This is a genomic window from Kitasatospora sp. NPDC005748 (assembly GCF_040630735.1).
GTDB lineage: Bacteria > Actinomycetota > Actinomycetes > Streptomycetales > Streptomycetaceae > Kitasatospora.
In genome coordinates this window covers 1-14,603 of record NZ_JBEXYD010000105.1, presented here as the reverse complement: position 1 = coordinate 14,603, position 14,603 = coordinate 1, and the positions used below count along the sequence as shown (strand labels likewise).

General features: G+C 72.0%; 17 protein-coding genes. 6 read left to right on the top strand and 11 right to left on the bottom strand.

Features of this window, described 5'->3' with window-relative positions; translation table 11 throughout:
* The coding region (locus ABZ495_RS35780) for an SRPBCC family protein (protein WP_359840108.1) at positions 1 to 224 on the bottom strand (224 nt) is incomplete at its 3' end.
* A 284-nt stretch (positions 225 to 508) separates the two neighbouring features.
* Between ABZ495_RS35780 and ABZ495_RS35775 the strand changes: the two genes are divergently transcribed.
* The 3 genes from ABZ495_RS35775 (at position 509) to ABZ495_RS35765 (ending at position 2,653) form a co-directional block, all read left to right on the top strand.
* Complete coding sequence (locus ABZ495_RS35775; protein ID WP_359840106.1) at positions 509 to 1,033, top strand: GNAT family N-acetyltransferase; 525 nt, start codon at positions 509 to 511, stop codon at positions 1,031 to 1,033.
* A gap of 446 nt (positions 1,034 to 1,479) precedes the next feature.
* The gene (locus ABZ495_RS35770) at positions 1,480 to 1,875 is read left to right on the top strand and encodes a hypothetical protein (RefSeq protein ID WP_359840104.1); all 396 of its coding nucleotides are present in this window, start codon (positions 1,480 to 1,482) and stop codon (positions 1,873 to 1,875) included.
* 85 nt (positions 1,876 to 1,960) lie between these two features.
* Positions 1,961 to 2,653, top strand: a complete 693-nt coding sequence (locus tag ABZ495_RS35765) for a DUF6766 family protein (protein ID WP_359811788.1) — start codon at positions 1,961 to 1,963, stop codon at positions 2,651 to 2,653.
* A gap of 210 nt (positions 2,654 to 2,863) precedes the next feature.
* Here the strand turns inward: ABZ495_RS35765 and ABZ495_RS35760 are convergent, their stop codons facing one another.
* From ABZ495_RS35760 to ABZ495_RS35735, 6 genes are all read right to left on the bottom strand, one after another.
* Positions 2,864 to 3,421, bottom strand: a complete 558-nt coding sequence (locus tag ABZ495_RS35760) for a hemerythrin domain-containing protein (protein WP_359840102.1) — start codon at positions 3,419 to 3,421, stop codon at positions 2,864 to 2,866.
* 248 nt (positions 3,422 to 3,669) lie between these two features.
* Entirely contained in the window at positions 3,670 to 4,119 is a 450-nt protein-coding gene (locus tag ABZ495_RS35755; RefSeq protein WP_359840101.1) for a hypothetical protein, read from the bottom strand.
* A gap of 272 nt (positions 4,120 to 4,391) precedes the next feature.
* Positions 4,392 to 4,685 carry a DUF1330 domain-containing protein gene (locus tag ABZ495_RS35750; protein WP_329491771.1) on the bottom strand — a complete coding sequence of 98 codons (294 nt, stop codon included), beginning with the start codon at positions 4,683 to 4,685 and terminating at the stop codon, positions 4,392 to 4,394.
* A 106-nt stretch (positions 4,686 to 4,791) separates the two neighbouring features.
* Complete coding sequence (locus tag ABZ495_RS35745; RefSeq protein ID WP_359840099.1) at positions 4,792 to 5,664, bottom strand: PhzF family phenazine biosynthesis isomerase; 873 nt, start codon at positions 5,662 to 5,664, stop codon at positions 4,792 to 4,794.
* The gene (gene nadC / locus ABZ495_RS35740) at positions 5,652 to 6,545 is read right to left on the bottom strand and encodes a carboxylating nicotinate-nucleotide diphosphorylase (RefSeq protein ID WP_359811778.1); all 894 of its coding nucleotides are present in this window, start codon (positions 6,543 to 6,545) and stop codon (positions 5,652 to 5,654) included. Before nadC ends, ABZ495_RS35745 begins: the two co-directional genes overlap by 13 nt.
* On the bottom strand, positions 6,542 to 6,703 hold the full coding sequence (locus ABZ495_RS35735) for a hypothetical protein (protein ID WP_359840097.1): 162 nt from the start codon (positions 6,701 to 6,703) through the stop codon (positions 6,542 to 6,544). The genes nadC and ABZ495_RS35735 overlap by 4 nt, the downstream gene beginning before the upstream one ends.
* Before the next feature lie 136 nt (positions 6,704 to 6,839).
* On the opposite strand from ABZ495_RS35735, the gene ABZ495_RS35730 reads away from it, so the two are divergent.
* A complete protein-coding gene (locus ABZ495_RS35730) occupies positions 6,840 to 7,757 on the top strand; it encodes a LysR family transcriptional regulator (protein ID WP_359840095.1) in 918 nt (305 codons plus the stop codon).
* A 236-nt stretch (positions 7,758 to 7,993) separates the two neighbouring features.
* Here ABZ495_RS35730 and ABZ495_RS35725 read toward each other — a convergent pair whose 3' ends face one another.
* A complete protein-coding gene (locus tag ABZ495_RS35725) occupies positions 7,994 to 8,848 on the bottom strand; it encodes a methyltransferase domain-containing protein (protein WP_359840110.1) in 855 nt (284 codons plus the stop codon).
* Between the two features lie 256 nt (positions 8,849 to 9,104).
* Here ABZ495_RS35725 and ABZ495_RS35720 point away from each other — a divergent pair, with 256 nt between their 5' ends.
* On the top strand, positions 9,105 to 9,287 hold the full coding sequence (locus ABZ495_RS35720; protein WP_359840093.1) for a hypothetical protein: 183 nt from the start codon (positions 9,105 to 9,107) through the stop codon (positions 9,285 to 9,287).
* Between the two features lie 207 nt (positions 9,288 to 9,494).
* On the opposite strand, the gene ABZ495_RS35715 is transcribed toward ABZ495_RS35720, so the two are convergent.
* The 3 genes from ABZ495_RS35715 to ABZ495_RS35705 form a co-directional block, all read right to left on the bottom strand.
* Positions 9,495 to 10,208, bottom strand: a complete 714-nt coding sequence (locus ABZ495_RS35715) for an NPCBM/NEW2 domain-containing protein (protein ID WP_359811771.1) — start codon at positions 10,206 to 10,208, stop codon at positions 9,495 to 9,497.
* Positions 10,209 to 10,748: 540 nt separating this feature from the next.
* The gene (locus tag ABZ495_RS35710; RefSeq protein WP_359840091.1) at positions 10,749 to 11,750 is read right to left on the bottom strand and encodes an XRE family transcriptional regulator; all 1,002 of its coding nucleotides are present in this window, start codon (positions 11,748 to 11,750) and stop codon (positions 10,749 to 10,751) included.
* Positions 11,751 to 12,044: 294 nt separating this feature from the next.
* Positions 12,045 to 13,070 (bottom strand): Lrp/AsnC family transcriptional regulator, encoded by a 1,026-nt coding sequence (locus tag ABZ495_RS35705; protein ID WP_359840090.1) that lies wholly within the window; start codon positions 13,068 to 13,070, stop codon positions 12,045 to 12,047.
* 170 nt (positions 13,071 to 13,240) lie between these two features.
* On the opposite strand from ABZ495_RS35705, the gene ABZ495_RS35700 reads away from it, so the two are divergent.
* Positions 13,241 to 14,425 carry a M20 family metallopeptidase gene (locus ABZ495_RS35700; protein ID WP_359811762.1) on the top strand — a complete coding sequence of 395 codons (1,185 nt, stop codon included), beginning with the start codon at positions 13,241 to 13,243 and terminating at the stop codon, positions 14,423 to 14,425.
* Positions 14,426 to 14,603 lie beyond the last annotated feature (178 nt).

Below are 14,603 nucleotides of genomic sequence, written 5' to 3'. Positions count from 1 at the left end.
GTACGCCACGCCACGTGGTCGTCCGGGACCTGGTCGACGATCTCGGTGTCGAACTCCCGGGACACACCGGCGATCTTCGTCTTCCAGTGGTTGTGGCGCTCGTCGAGCTGGGTGATCTCCTCGACGCCCTCCATGAACATCGGGAACTGCTCGAACTGCGTCCACTGGTTGTACGCCGTGCTGACCGGCACATCGACGTCGATCTGCTCCTGCACCTTGCTCATCGCTGCTCACTCGCCTTCGCATCGCTTCGCGGTCGGACAAGCGCCTGCCCCGACCGCCGGCCGGTATGCCCGGCCCCTACCGATTCCGCCGCATTCCGGACGAACCGGCAACAGCCACCACCCATTCGAGGACCGATCCCCCCAGGCCACCGCTCTCCGCCCACCACCCGGCGCCGGCTGCGGCCGGCCTCTCTCCCGGGAGGTCCCCCCTGCGGGGCAGCCGCCGGACGAAGATCATCCTCGCGTGTGATCCCGCTACGCCGCGCCCGTGCCAGGCTCACCGCATGCACTACGTCGTACACCGGATAGCCGCCGAGGAATGGCGGGAGCTCCGCGAGATCACACTGGAGGCACTGCGGGACTCCCCCGGCGCCTTCAACCTCTCCTACGCCGACACCGCCGCCCACCCCGAGGCCTACTGGCAGCAACAGGCCGCCGCAGAGGCTGCCGGGCAACGTGCCACCCTCACGGCCCGTGACGCGAGCGGGAACTGGGTGGGAACGGCCGGCACCGAGCCAGTCCCCGACGTCCCGGACACCGTGTGCGTCCGCTCCGTCTACGTCACCCCGGCCCACCGCGGCGCCACCGGCCCCGCCACCGATCTCGTGCGGGCCACCATCCGCCACGCACAGGACCACACCGACGCACGGTGGCTGACCCTCGGCGTCAACGAGAGCAACGCCCGCGCCCTGGCCTTCTACCGACGACTCGGCTTCGAGGACACCGGAAAGGTGATCCCCTACGTCCGAAACCCGAGCGAGACGGTCCTCATCCTGGGCTACCCGGGCTTCCGCAGCGGCCCCCGGTAGCCAACTCTCCAGCCGGACGGGCCGGCGAAGCGCCCCGCGTCGGTCCCTCCGCTCACCCCGCGAACCGGCGGCTCGGCCCCCCATCCCGACCTCCGGTGGGCCTGTATGGCGACAGGCCCACCGGATACAGCGGCGGCGCCCCGGCGCAGCCGTAGGCGCGACGGGTCACGGCCCGATGCGTGGCGCGGCCGCCGCAGCGGCCGGCACCCCTCCCGCCCGACCTGCCGCCTCCCCCGGGGGTGCGAGGTTGCGCCGGCCAGGCTCGCCGGCGAGGTGGTGCCCGGCTCGCCCGGACGCCGGCGCCGTCGGTGAGGCGAACCCTGCGTGGGCGGGCGCTCTCGTGACACCCCGTCGAACCACTCGTTCGGTCGTGTGACGGCCCCGCGTCGCCCGGGTGGGCGGCCGGTCGTGGTCGACTGCCCTGCATGGTCTCAGGGCGGAGCAGGATGTGGGCGTGCCTTCAGGTCGGGCTTGCCCTGGCGGTGCTGTGCGGCTGTTCGTCGCTGTCGGACCGGGAGGACGCGGTCGCGGCCGCGGCACGGGCCTTCGAGGCCGACCTCGCACGCCAGGACAATGCGGCGCTGTGCGGCGCACTCGCTCCGGGCACGCGCGAGGAACTCGAGGACAGCAGCAAGACGGGCTGCCAGCAGGCGATCGGCGACAGCGACCTGCCCTCAGCCGCGGACGTCCGCCGAGTCGACGTCTACGGCCGGCAGGCCCGCGCCGTGCTGGACAGCGACACCCTCTTCCTGTCCGCCTTCCCGGACGGATGGAAGATCACCGCCGCCGGGTGCGACCCGCAGCCCCGCAAGCCCTACAAGTGCGTGGTCAAGGGAGCGTGAGACCGGTGCGCAGCCTGTTCGCCCTGTGCGTGCTGATCGTCGTCGGCGGTCTGGTCTACTTCACGACGATCGGGGCGCTGCACCGATGAGCCGCACGGACCGCGCGGGGCGATTCCTGCGCGACAACAGCCTTACCCTGGCCTTCGGTGCCGCCTTCCTGCTCACCCTGGTCGGGCAGGCCGCCGCGGGGCTGGCGGAGGTGAACAACGAGCTCGTCGCGGCCGATCTCCAGCCCGTCGGTGTCGCCGGCTATCTGACCGGCTCCGACTTCGCGGTGGACGTCACCGAGAACTGGCAGTCGGAGTACCTGCAGTTCTTCCTGTACATCTTCGGCACCGTCTGGCTGCTGCAACGGGGGTCCCCGGAGTCCAAGAGCCTGGACCGGCCCGGTACCGAGTCCGACCGCGAACAGAAGGTCGGCGCTCACGCCACCGCCGACTCGCCCTCCTGGGCCCGCGCGGCCGGACTGCGCCGCACCCTGTACTCGCGCTCCCTCGGCACGGTGATGGCGCTGTTCTTCGTCGGCTCCTGGTTCGCCCAGTCGATCACCGGTGCGGCCTCGTTCAACGCCGGGCGGCTGCGCGACCTCCAGGCGCCGTTCACCTGGTGGGACTACGTGCTGTCCGCGGACTTCTGGAACCGCACCCTGCAGAACTGGCAGTCCGAACTCCTCGCGGTCGCCTCCATGGCGATCCTCTCCGTCTACCTGCGCCAACGCGGATCACCCGAATCGAAGCCGGTCGGCGCGGCCCACACCTCCACCGGCGTCGAAGGCTGATGCCCACCGGCGGCCCACCGGCGGCCCCGGTCCGGGCCGGGCGGGGGACGCTACGGAGACGCTCCAGCCGGTGGGATCCGCCGGGCGCGAGGAGGTACACGAGTGCGGGCGGGGACATGACCCCGCGACGCCCTGCCCGACCAGGGGCGTGTGCCCGGTCGGGCAAGGCGTGACAGGGAACCGCCGGCGTTCGGTCGGCGCGGTTGGGGCCTACTTGCCGCGGCCGGTCACGAAGTCCCGGGCCCGGTCCACGAGGCCGACACCGGGGCCGAGGAGCTTGCTGGCCATCGGGCTGTCCGGGGCCGCCGGGTGCGGCCGGGTCGGGGCCATGGCCTTCGCCCGGCGGATCTTGTCCCCGAGGTCGTCCAGCTGCTCCGGGGTACAGGCCGTGCGCAGCCTCGGGAAGAGGTTGGTCTCCTCGTCCTCGACGTGGGCGGACACCTCGTCCATCAGCTGCCGGAGCACCGAGCCCATCGCGGGATCGTCGGTGCGCAGGTCCTCCAGCTGCTTGAGGAGGTCCTCGACCTGGCGGTGGTCCTCGATCTCCCTGTCCGCGAGGGCGTCACCGCCGTCGAGGTGCTCGCGGACCGCGGGGTAGAGGTACTGCTCCTCCGCGACCGAGTGCCGCACCAGCTCGATGGTGACGTGGTCGATCACGTCCCGCAGTGCCTGGCCGCCGCCGCTCATGGCGCGGATGCGGCCGAACATGTCCTCCACCTCGCGGTGGTCCGCCATCAGTTCCTCGATCACGTTTCCGCCGTGTCCCATTGTCCTGCCTCTCGTCGTCCGCGGGCGGGTCGGTCCGCGCCCAGCCGGAGGGCGTTCCCGCTCCCTCGCGGGCCTGCGCCGGTGGCCCGCTCCTCACCGGATCGGGCGGCCGCAAACTCCCCCGGTCCGGTCCGGTCCGGTCCGAGCGGGCGACGGGCCGAGCGGGCGACGGGGCGGTGCCGTGGTGGGTGGCGGCTCGCACTCGGCCCATGCCGTCCTGCCGCCCGGGGCAGGATCGGTGGCGGGTTTCAGGTTGTCTTGGCCGTCTCGTCGAAGAACCTGATGAGCCGGGGCAGGGCTTGCAGCACCGATCCGTTGTGGTCGAAGTCGCCGACGTCGGTCAGCCGGGGGGCGGCGCCGTGCTTCCTCAACCGGTCCGCGTAGTAGGTCGAGTGACTGGGGTCGACGTCTCGGTCGCCCCGGCTGTAGAAGATCTCCACCGCCACGTTCGGCCGCCAGTCGCACGTGTTGTCCATCGGGCGCAGCTTCTCGCCCAGGACACCGTCGGGCTTGCGGATCCTGTTCAGGAAGGCCTCGGTGAACAGGGCCTCGGAGGTCGCCGGGAGGGCGTGGGCGATCTCCTCGGTGGTGTGGTAGCCGTCGAAGAGGTCCTCCACGTCACCGGCGTAGGGGGACTTGAAGGCATCGCCGGGTGTGGGGTAGAGGCCGTACATCCTGTTCCAGGCAGCGTGTCCCACCAGGTCAGAACCGCCAGGTCAACACATCACCCTGGTTACGGCTACCGGGTCCCGGCTTGCCCGCGTCGCCGGAGAAGGCCGGTGGCGAGCGGGAGTCGTTGGAACCCCCGCACCGCCGACCATGACATCCCGCGCCGCCACGCCCTTGCCGCCGGTCCCGGCCAGGCGGCAAGGGCCCTGTCGGAACCAGCTGGTGACACCGTTCACGGGAACGGGCCGGTATACCCCGGAAACCCGCTGTACCGGTGAGGATCCGACCGGACCACGGTCGGTCAGTCGATGCCTTCGACGATGCGGAAGTCGCGCTCGACGCCGTCGCCGAGGGCGGCCAGCGCCTCCTGGTAGGCCGCGCTCTCGCGGGCCGCGACGGCCTGCTCGAAGCTGTCGAACTCGATCAGGATGGTGCGCGCGGCGAGTCCGGCCTCGTGTGCCACGACCCGACCGTCACGGGCGAGGACCCGTCCGCCCCCGGCCCGGACGGCCGGACCGGCCAGCTCGTTGTAGGCAGCCAGCTTCGCGGGGTCCGAAATGGTGCGGTAGACGCTGACCCAGTAGCCCTTGGGCATGGAACCTCCAGTGTGGGGATGAGTGCGTTCGATGGACGGGTTGGTCTCGGACGAGCCTCGGCGGCCGGCTCGGTCGGCCTGCTGGCCACCGCGAGTCGCTTTCGTGTCAGCCGAGCCGGGGAAGGCGGACGGCGCGCGCGATCTGCGCGGCGCCGCCCACACGGATCAGGGTGCCGGACGCGCCGCGCCGCGCGTCGGCGATGATCGTGGACGGATGGCCGAGGTGATCGCCCATGTCGACCGCGAGGGCGGTGACGCCCTGATCCGCGAGATATGCGGCCAGACACGCGGTGCTGTTGGCGTTGGCGACGTCCTCGGGGACGCCGATCGACGGGGCGAACATCCGGGCCGCCGCCCGGCCGTCCGCGTCAGGGACCGAGTAGGCGTAGCAGCCCAGCAATCCGTAGCGGTCACAGGCATCGCGCAGAGCCCTGAAGTCCGGGCGGAGTTCGGCCAGCGCGGTGCGCGATCGTACGGGCAACAGGAGCCGTGGCCGGCCGGGTGAGGCCACACGGGCAGCGTCGGGAAGGGTTTCGCTGTTCAGGCCGAGGGCGGTCGCGATCGCCCGGAGTCCGGGTCCCCCGGCCTCTCGCGGGCTGATCGGACCCGGGTCGAACGTGGCCGTCAGGTCGTCGTGTCCCCGCGTCGCCCGGCCTTCGAATACGCGGGTCGTGGTGTGCAGCGTGGCCCGGTAGTCGGCGTCGCCGCTGTGGCGCTGCGCGAGCAGCGCCAGTGCGGCGACCGTGCCGTGACCGCAGGCGGGCAACTCGCCTTCGCCAGTGAAGAATCGGAGCCGATACGACGCTCGGGCCCGGTCCTCGCCGTCCAGCGCGGTGATGAAGACCGCGTGCGAGGTGCCTGTCGCGGCGGGGACGCGCCGTCGCTCGGCATCGGTGAAGGGCGCGTCGTCGAGCACGGCGGTCGCGCTGCCGCCCCGGCCCTGTCGCCGGCACGCGTCGACGATCGTCACCTCGGGCACGGCGCCGCGTCCGTCGTGATCAGCATCGTCAGGTCGAGCGCGGGCGCGCTGTGCGTCAGGGCGCCGATCGAGATGAGGTCGACGCCGGCTTCGGCGACGGCGCGAACCCGGTCCAGGGTGACGTTGCCGGAGGCCTCCAGGAGGATCTTCGAACCGCCGCGGCGGCGGGCCCTCATCCGCGTCACTTCTTCGATGTCGGCCATTTCCATGTTGTCGAGCATGAGCCAGCCCGCTCCCGCTTCCATGGCCTCGCGGGCCTGCGCGACGGTCTGCACCTCGACGTCGATCGGCAGCCTCCGCCCGGAATCGGCCATACCCTTTCGGACCGCGTCGATCGCCGCGGTCACCCCGCCCGCCGCGGTGATGTGGTTCTCCTTCAGCAGGACCATCGCCGCCAGGGTGAGCCGGTGATTGCCGCCGCCGCCGGCGGTGACGGCGTACTTGTCCAGCGCCCGCAGCCCCGGGGCGGTCTTGCGGGTGTCCAGGATCCGCGCCGGAGTTCCGGCCACGGCCTGGACGAAGGCGTCGGTGACAGTGGCGATGCCGCACAGGCGCTGCAGGAGGTTCAGCACCGTGCGCTCGGCGGTGATCAGGTTGCGGGCCGACCCGGTCAGCCGCACCAGGACGTCCCCGGCCCGCACCCGTTCGCCGTCCGCGACCAGAGCCTCGACCCCGACCTCAGGGGCGCTCTGGGCGAAGACTTCGCGGACCACGGGCATTCCGGCGACGACGCCGGGCCGGCGGGTACTGATCTCGGCGGTGGCGACCAGATCGGCCGGGACGCTCCACAAGGTGGTGACGTCGTCGTCGGCCCTGTCCTCCGTCAAGGCGGCGGCCACGCTGGCCCGCGCCGCCGACACGGGGAAATCCGCGATCCTCATAGGTGGTTCCTCGCCTCTCGGAGATCGATCATCGGACCGACGAGGCCCTGGACGGCTTCCTCGACGGGTTTCGCTCGCGTCGGGTGGGCGACGACGCCGCCACCGTGAGCAGCGGCGGCGGCGAACCCGACGCCGGCGCGGGGGAAGTCATCGCGCATGACGTGTTGCTCCGTTCAACAGGACCGCCGGATCGATGGGTCGCCCCCCATCAGAACCCCCGCGATCCGCTGCCCGCCAATAGCCCCACGAGGCCACCCCATAGGCTCGGACCTATCCCGGGAGCAAGGAGCGGACATGCACGACCACCAAGGCGTCGAACTTCGTCATCTCCGCTACTTCGTGACCGTCGCCGAGGAAGGCACGATGACGGAGGCCGCACGGGTGCTGCGGATCGCCCAGCCCACCCTCAGCCAGCAGATCAGCGCCCTGGAACGCCGGGTCGGGGCCAAACTGTTCCACCGCAGACCCAAAGGGATGGAGCTCACCGAGGGCGGCCGGATCCTGTACACGAGCGCCACACGCACCCTGGCCGAGATCGAGTCGTCGCTGGCGCAGGCACGCGACGCCCGCTCTCCCGTACGCGTAGGGGTCTGCGGCACCGTCCCGGACCACCTGCTGGCACGGGTCGAGCAGGTCCTGGCCGAAGACGGATCCCCGGACGTCGAGTTCACCGAGACCGACTCCCCGAAGCAACTCGACCTGTTACGGACCGGCACCCTCGCCCTCGGGGTGATGCGCGCCGTCCACGACATCGACGCCCTGGCCACGCTCACCCTGGCTGACGAACCACTAGGCGTGCTCCTGCGCCCCGACCACCCGCTGGCCCACCACACGGCCCTGTCCTGGGCCGACCTCGCGGGCCAGGACCTGCTCTGGTTCCCCGCCGAACGCAACCCGCACTTCACCGAGGACGTCCTGGCCCACCTCGCCGGCCACGGCTGGTCACCACGACTACGTACCGTCGACGCGCACAGCCGGGCCCTGTACCGCCACCACCTGCGCAACAACCAGAACCTGATCACCCTACGAACCCGGACCGCCGTCACGAAAAGCGCCGGGATCACCTGGCGCCCCTTCGCATCCGACCCGCCACGCGAACGCTTCCTCCTGGCCACCCCCGACGACAGCCCCTGGGCGGACCTGCTGGCACGTTCGGACAGCCGGCCACCCGACGACGGCACCGGCGGAGCCGGCGGCCGGCACGACCGCTGACCGCTTGCCGCCTCGGCGCGCGGCTTCGAACGATCGGCCTCCTACCTGGGCCGGCCGAGAGCACCCGCGCGACTTCGTTGACCGGGGGCCGCGACGTCCTGGCGGATCGTGGCGGGCGAGCCGGCGGCCATCACGACGAAGCTCCAGGACAACTCGGCCCCTCCGAGGGCTCGGCAGACACCGTCCGCATCCCCGATCCCACCGACCGCTGACCGGCCGGTTGCCGGGGTCGTAGGTCAGCGCGCGGTGACTGAGTACGCGGCGAGCGCGCGGTTCCCGCGCGGCTTGGCGATGGCCCGGAGAACGTCGGCCTGACTCAGGACGAGCTGGCGCACCGGCTCGGGCAGCGCGGCCAGACGCTCCTCCGTTGCGGCCAGGTCGAGGCAGGCGGCTATCTCCCAGTCGCCGTCCTGAAGCTCTCCGGTATCGACCAGGCCGCTGCCATCGGCCGTCCAGCCGGCCTCGTGCAGGAGCCTCAGCAGCGCCTCACGGGAGAACGGCGTGCGAACGTTGCCCTGGCCATGCGACCCCGCGGCCTCGGTCTGCCCCTGGATCAGCACGGCGAGGAGGTGCGCCAGCTGGTCGCCGGACGCAGGCGTCAAGTCCCACTCGGCGAAACACAGTCGCCGCGCCCACGGCCGCACCCGGGCCAGTGTGTCCCGCAACTGTCCGAGCGATGCGAAGTACCAGGAGCAGTGCGCGAGCACCACGAAGTCGAAGGTACTTCCGGGGACGTCGACCGACGGGTCGAGGACGTCCGTGCCGAAGCGGAAGTCGATGCGCGGCCCGAGAGGGCCCGCCGCGATCCGGGCCGCCGATTCTCCGAGCGTGACCGGCGCCCCGTAGGAGGGGTCGGCGACGTCGAGGGCTGTCACGCGCCCCTCGGGCCCCACCGCCTCCGCGAGGACGACGGTCATGTCGCCCTGGCCGCAGCCCAGTTCGAGGACCGTCGAGCCGGGTGCGATCTGCCAGCTCGCCACGAGCGCGGCGCGGTGGCGAGTCTGGGACAGCTGGATGTCCGGGCTGTGATCGGCAGCGGCCATGCCGGCCGCGAGCGAGGGGGCCTTGGCGTGGAGATCGGAGTGACTCACAAAGTCCTTGGTGATACTCGACGGGTCGGTGCGGGCCGATGCTATGGGGCTCGTGGGCAGCGCCGCCTCCGATTTCCTGGACATCCCGTGATGCCGCAGTCCGAGCAGGGGGGAACACGCGCTCGGTTCGTCCGATGGTCCACCGTGCGCCAAGGACCGCCGTGCCGTGACCCCGCACCGCGGGCTCGCCGACAACGAGGCGGCTGACTCCGTCCACAGCAGACTCCACTGCCCGCCACCGCGGTAGCCGTCCACGATGATCGCGAGTTTGCCGAACGGTGGCGAGAGCGGCTTCGACACCGGCAAGGGGTACGTGCAGGGCGGCAACGGCGGCTGCGGCGACCCCGCCGGATCGGGCGGCAAGGGCAACGACGGCATAGTCAACACCACCCCCAGCGGCAACTACGAAGCCCCCGGCGGATCCCCCGGGACGACCTGACACCCGAACTCCCGCCGTCGGGCGACACCCCGAGGCCCGCCTGCCAGGGCCCGTACCGGCCAGCAGCCGTCCGGGCCGTCGGGCCAAGGCACACCGGGCCGGCCGCCCGGCGGTGCGCGGGACGGCTTCACCGGACAGACGCGTACCGAGACAGGCCGGAAGGCCGCAGGCGCGAACCCCCAGGCCGGCCAAAGACCAAAGGCGGACTCAGGGGGCCTTGGTGACGACGGGGTCGATCCACGCGCCCACGTTGTTCGAACCGAAGGTGTAGCAGTAGTTGGAGCCAAGGGTGACGCGGAAGACGCCCTGGACGTTCAGAGTCACGGGCGTCGTCGAGCCGACCGGCACATCTCGTTCCAGTTTCCGGGCGCCGTCCAGCTCGATGTACATCCTCACGGTCTTGCCGGAGGACGAGCTGTCGGCCAGGCCGTATGACGTGGTCAGGGTGGTGTACTGGCGGTCCAGTTGCCAGGTGGCGGTGGCGCAGGTGCTGGAGAGCACGGTGGGGTAGAGCGTGCCGTTGACGTTCTGCGGTCCGCGGTCGTAGTTGCCTTGTTCATTGTCGACGGGCAGCAGGTCGTCCACGAGGGAGACCCGCCCGGGTGTGGTGGGCGGCGGCTGGCCGCTGCCGCTCGGTGCCGGAACGGTGATGGGCGTGGAGGGGCTTGCCGGGGTCGCGGTCACGGTCACCGTCGCCGTGGCGCGTACGGTCTCGGTGACGGTGCTGGCGGTGGGTGAGTTCACCACTGCGGGAAGTCCGAGGAAGCCGAGGAGGAGACCGGCGAGGGCGGTGCCGGCCGAGACGAGCGCCGCGATCTCGCCGAGGCGCCGGCCGGACGCGGGCGCAGGTCCGCCTCCGGCACCCGGCGGCGGGCCCGGGGGCACCGGCGGGACTCCGCCCGGCGACGGTTCAGCAGTCACTGCCGGCTCCTTCAAACGGCGTCACCGCAAGGGCGTTCGCTCCCCCTGCGCCGACTGACGGAATATCAGGAACGATATTCGCCGATCCCGAGCCCGCACAACAGGGGGCCTGCGGGAAGCAGGTGGCCTCGCTGCGCGGAGTGCCGCGAAACACGCGAGGCCAGGGCGGAGCTGATCCGGGGGTGAGAACCAGCGGCGCCACCGCCGCCTTCTCCCGGCCCCGGCCCGGCGGGTTCGGCCCGAAGGCCGGCCGCGCCATCGCGGGGTCGGCGATCAGCTCGCCGCGCTCTCCGCTGCCCTGGTCGCCAGAAGCGGTGTGGACCGACCAGCGGGCCGGACTCGCCCGCGCGCGGGCCGGTCCACCCGGAGGTCCGCAGAGCCGGCCGGGCGGCACCGGACATCCGCTCGGCGGTCACCGGCGCCACGGCGTGGGCGCTGCGGAGGGCGTCGAGTGCCTCGCCCCATTCGCGGTGGGTACGGGGCCGGCCGCGATCACGGAGGGCGGCGGACCAGGCCGGCTGCACCGGCCGACGCGAGTGATCAGTTGGTTCTGATGTCCGGGATGGCGGTCGGGGCCGGCACGGGCTCCAGGGTGAAGCTCTGCCCGGCGGGAGGGTCTGCGCAGGGGAGCTGGCGTGCGAGGACGCCCGGGGTGCCGATATCGCCCGGGATGGTCACGCAGGCGTTGCTGTGGACCAGCTGGATGAGGTAGCTACCGGCGCCTCCCGGCGACGCTCTCAGCCGGAACCGTTCCGCGGTCCCCCGCCGGCCGCAGTAGTCGTTCATCAGACGGGCGCCGTCGGCGAGGAGTGCGGCCTCCACTCCCAGGCAGCCGTGACCCATCACCGGATGGAGGGAGCGGATCGTGTACTGGCCGCCGCCGGCCGGCTCGAAGACGTAGGTGGGCACGTTGCCCGGGCACGCGAACTGCCCTACCTCCCCACCGCTTTCGTGCGTGGTCGACTCCCCCAGGCAGAGTCCGGAGCCCACCGGCCGGATCAGATACGCGCCTGCCGCGACCAGGGCCCGTTCCTGGGCGCCGGAGGAGGGAGCGGGCGCGGCGGGGCGGTGCGCACGGTCGTGGAGGAAGGCCGCCCCGCCCGCCACGGCGGCCGCCAGCGCCAGGACCACCACGATCGGAGTAGCGCTGCGCAGCCGCCGGCGGGAGGGCGCGGGCGGTGCGGTCCGCGGGGCGCCGGGCAGCGTCTGCGGGGCGGGTGGGCCGGCCTCGGCGGGGGCGCCGGGCCCCGGGTGGGTGGCCTCGTGGGCCAGCCGCTCGCGTGCCGCGAGCCACACGGCCGGGTCCTCGCCGAGTCCGCACGCCCGGACGAAGGCGTCGAGCAGTTCCGGTCGCGGCAGCAGGTCGTGGCGGAGCGCCTCGGCGATCGTGCTGCGCGGGAGCACGGCCCCGACCTCGGCAGCGCGGCGTTCCAGCGCCCTGTAGGTCAGCCCGGACCGTTGCCGAAGCTGTCGAAGATACGCGACGAACTCGGCCGTATCCCGCGCCAGGGAGGGATTCGGGGGCAAGGGTTGGGAACTCATGCCCCGATCCTGGCGGAGCGGTCCGCGGCCAACCACGTTGATTCAAGACGTTGTTGGCCAGGACGAGGGCAGCGGTGCGGCCGGCGCCGTTGTCCCGCGGTCCGGAAGGTTCGGCTGGTCAGACCGAGTCCGGCGTGTCCGACCGTTCCCCGGACAGTCCCGGACACCTCGGGGACCTTGCCCGGCCGTGACGGCGGCGGCAAGGGTGAGGGCTCGCAGGCGGGTCGGCCGGCCGGTGGCGGCGAGGCCTCCGCGACCGTCTCGCGGTGGTCGGCACCTCCGGGTGGACCACCGCTAGGAGACCGGGATCGGGTCTCGCCAGATGTCCATCGGGACGGCGCGGACCGCGCGGCCGTCGGAGCCCAGGATCCGTCCCATCCTCTTCACGGTGCGCAGTGACACGCGGCGCTCGGCCACTCGCAGGTCGGGGAACCTGCGGGCGAGTGCGGCCTCCAGTCGCTGGACGTCGGCGAGGGAGCGCTGCCAGACGGAGAGGATGAGGTTGTGCCGGCCGGTGACGGCTACGCACAACCGGATCTCGGGGAGCCTGGCGAGTTGGGGGCCGACCTCGTCGAGCCGGTCCGGAGGGATGTCGGCCCGGAAGGTCGCCAGGACCGGTCGGCCGGCGTCTCCGGCGGCGATCTCGCAGCGGAAGCGGATCGCGTCGGAGGCGGCCAGCCGGTCGAGGCGGCGGCGCAGCGTGGACGGGCTGAGCCCGGTGGCGGCGGCCAGCTCGGCTTGGCCGAGGCGGCCGTCGGTGCCCAGCCTGATGAGCAACTCCCGTTCTTCGTGGCGGATTTCGGCCCGTACTGGGGAGGACGTCCCGTAGCCCGTCGGGTGGTCGTCGTGGAGTTCCAGGCGCTGGGCAGGGTCCAGTGAGTCCAGTCGCCAGCGGATCCCCTCGGCGTAGAAGCCGGTCGCCAGGTGGGTGCGGACGGCGGTGATCCCCGGGAGCCTGCCCAACCGTTCGGCGGTGTACCGGGAGACCGTCGCCAGGTCGGTGAAGGCCGCGGCGATGACGAGGTCGCAGCCCTGGGAGAGGTGTTCGACGCTCATCACGTGCGGGTCCTCGGCCAGCTCGTCGGCGATCTGCCGAATCCGGTCGGGAGCGCAGTCGACGTCGAGGTACGCGACGCAGCCAGGGTCCTCGGGGTGGGGCAGGCCGTAGGCGGTCACCCAGGCGATCCCGGCCTCCGAGAGCCGTCGCCAGCGGCGCGCGGCGGTGACCGGGCTGATCCCGAGAGTCTGGCCGAGCAGCGACCAGGGTGCCCGGGGCCGCAGCTGCATCGCGTTCACCAGGGCGAGGTCCAACTCGTCCACTGTCACATCGGAGCCGGTCACCGTCGGCTGCCGGTTGGTTCGTTCATCGAAGGGCCTCTTCGTGGCGTGATCCTGCGAAATCGCGGGAATCCCCCGCTGCGGGCTCCAGAATCGCGGAACAAGATCGCTCCGCACAAGTTCCCGCCCCCGCGGGCCCGATGGAGGTACCTGTGTCCATACACGACGACGCCCTGGCTCTGGCTCCCGACCTGGTCCGGCTCCGCCATGACCTCCACCGGTTCCCCGAGCTGGGCCTTGATCTCCCGCGCACCCAGGAGCGGGTGCTGCGGGCTCTCGAGGGACTGCCGCTGGAAGTACGTCAGGGCTCCGCGCTGAGTTCGGTCACCGCGGTGCTGCGCGGCGGGCTACCGGGGCCGGCGGTGCTGCTGCGCGCCGACATGGACGGACTGCCGGTCATCGAGAAGGCCCCGCTGCCGTTCGCGTCCGACAACGGTGCCATGCACGCCTGCGGACACGATCTGCACACCGCCATGCTCACGGGCGCCGCGCACCTGCTCGCCGCACGGCGGGAGCGGCTCCACGGCGACGTGGTCTTCATGTTCCAGCCCGGCGAGGAGGGCTGGGACGGCGCCGGAGCCATGCTGGCCGAGGGCGTTCTGGACGCGGCGGGCACGCGCCCGGTCGCCGCATACGCCCTGCACGTGGCGTCGACCATGCCGCACGGGGAGTTCAGCTCCCGGCGCGGGCCGATCCTTGCCGCCTCCGATGCGCTGAACGTCACCCTCCACGGTGCGGGCGGGCACGGCTCGGTACCTCACCGGGCCAAGGACCCCGTCCCGGCGGCCTGCGAGACGGTCACCGCCCTGCAGACCATGGTGACCCGCCGCTTCGACGTGTTCGATCCGGTGGTGATCACCGTCGGACTCCTCCGGGCCGGTACCCAGCGCAACATCATCCCCGAGACCGCCTACTTCGAGGCGACCGTGCGCACCTTCTCCGCCGAGACGCGGGCCAAGGTCACCGACACCGTGGTGGAGCTGGTGCGGGCCGTCGCGGCCGCCCACGGCCTGCGGGCCGAGATCGAGTACCTTCCCGGGTACCCCGTGACGGTGAACGACGGGGCCGAGACCGATTTCCTGATGGACACCGTCCGGGAGGCCTTCGGCGAGGAACGCTTCCGGACGATGGCCAACCCGATGACCGGGTCGGAAGACTTCTCCCGGGTACTCGACGCCGTTCCGGGATCGTTCGCGTGGCTCGGCGCCGCCCCGAAGGGGAGCGATCCCGACACCCTGCCGCTCAACCACTCTCCCTACGCAGAGTTCGACGACGCGGTGCTCCCCGACGGAGCGGCGCTCTACGCCGAACTCGCCACCCGCCGTCTCGCGGCCTGAACCCCTGCCCAAGGAAGAAACGATCAAGCACATGACCGAACCGCGCGACGTGGTCGAGCAGCAGCTCACCGCCTACAACAATTACGACATCGACGCCTTCGTCGCCACCTACGCCGAGGACGTCCTCGTTCTGCGGCGGGACGGCAGCCGACTGGAGGGCCGCCAGGCACTGCGCGAC

Coding starts and splice junctions, on each gene's coding strand:
- ABZ495_RS35770 (WP_359840104.1), top strand. CDS start 1,480: ATGTGGGCGTGCCTTCAGGTCGGGCTTGCCCTGGCGGTGCTGTGCGGC.
- ABZ495_RS35775 (WP_359840106.1), top strand. CDS start 509: ATGCACTACGTCGTACACCGGATAGCCGCCGAGGAATGGCGGGAGCTC.
- ABZ495_RS35730 (WP_359840095.1), top strand. CDS start 6,840: ATGCACGACCACCAAGGCGTCGAACTTCGTCATCTCCGCTACTTCGTG.
- ABZ495_RS35750 (WP_329491771.1), bottom strand. CDS start 4,685: ATGCCCAAGGGCTACTGGGTCAGCGTCTACCGCACCATTTCGGACCCC.
- ABZ495_RS35710 (WP_359840091.1), bottom strand. CDS start 11,750: ATGAGTTCCCAACCCTTGCCCCCGAATCCCTCCCTGGCGCGGGATACG.
- ABZ495_RS35760 (WP_359840102.1), bottom strand. CDS start 3,421: ATGGGACACGGCGGAAACGTGATCGAGGAACTGATGGCGGACCACCGC.
- nadC (WP_359811778.1), bottom strand. CDS start 6,545: ATGAGGATCGCGGATTTCCCCGTGTCGGCGGCGCGGGCCAGCGTGGCC.
- ABZ495_RS35735 (WP_359840097.1), bottom strand. CDS start 6,703: ATGCGCGATGACTTCCCCCGCGCCGGCGTCGGGTTCGCCGCCGCCGCT.
- ABZ495_RS35765 (WP_359811788.1), top strand. CDS start 1,961: ATGAGCCGCACGGACCGCGCGGGGCGATTCCTGCGCGACAACAGCCTT.
- ABZ495_RS35720 (WP_359840093.1), top strand. CDS start 9,105: ATGATCGCGAGTTTGCCGAACGGTGGCGAGAGCGGCTTCGACACCGGC.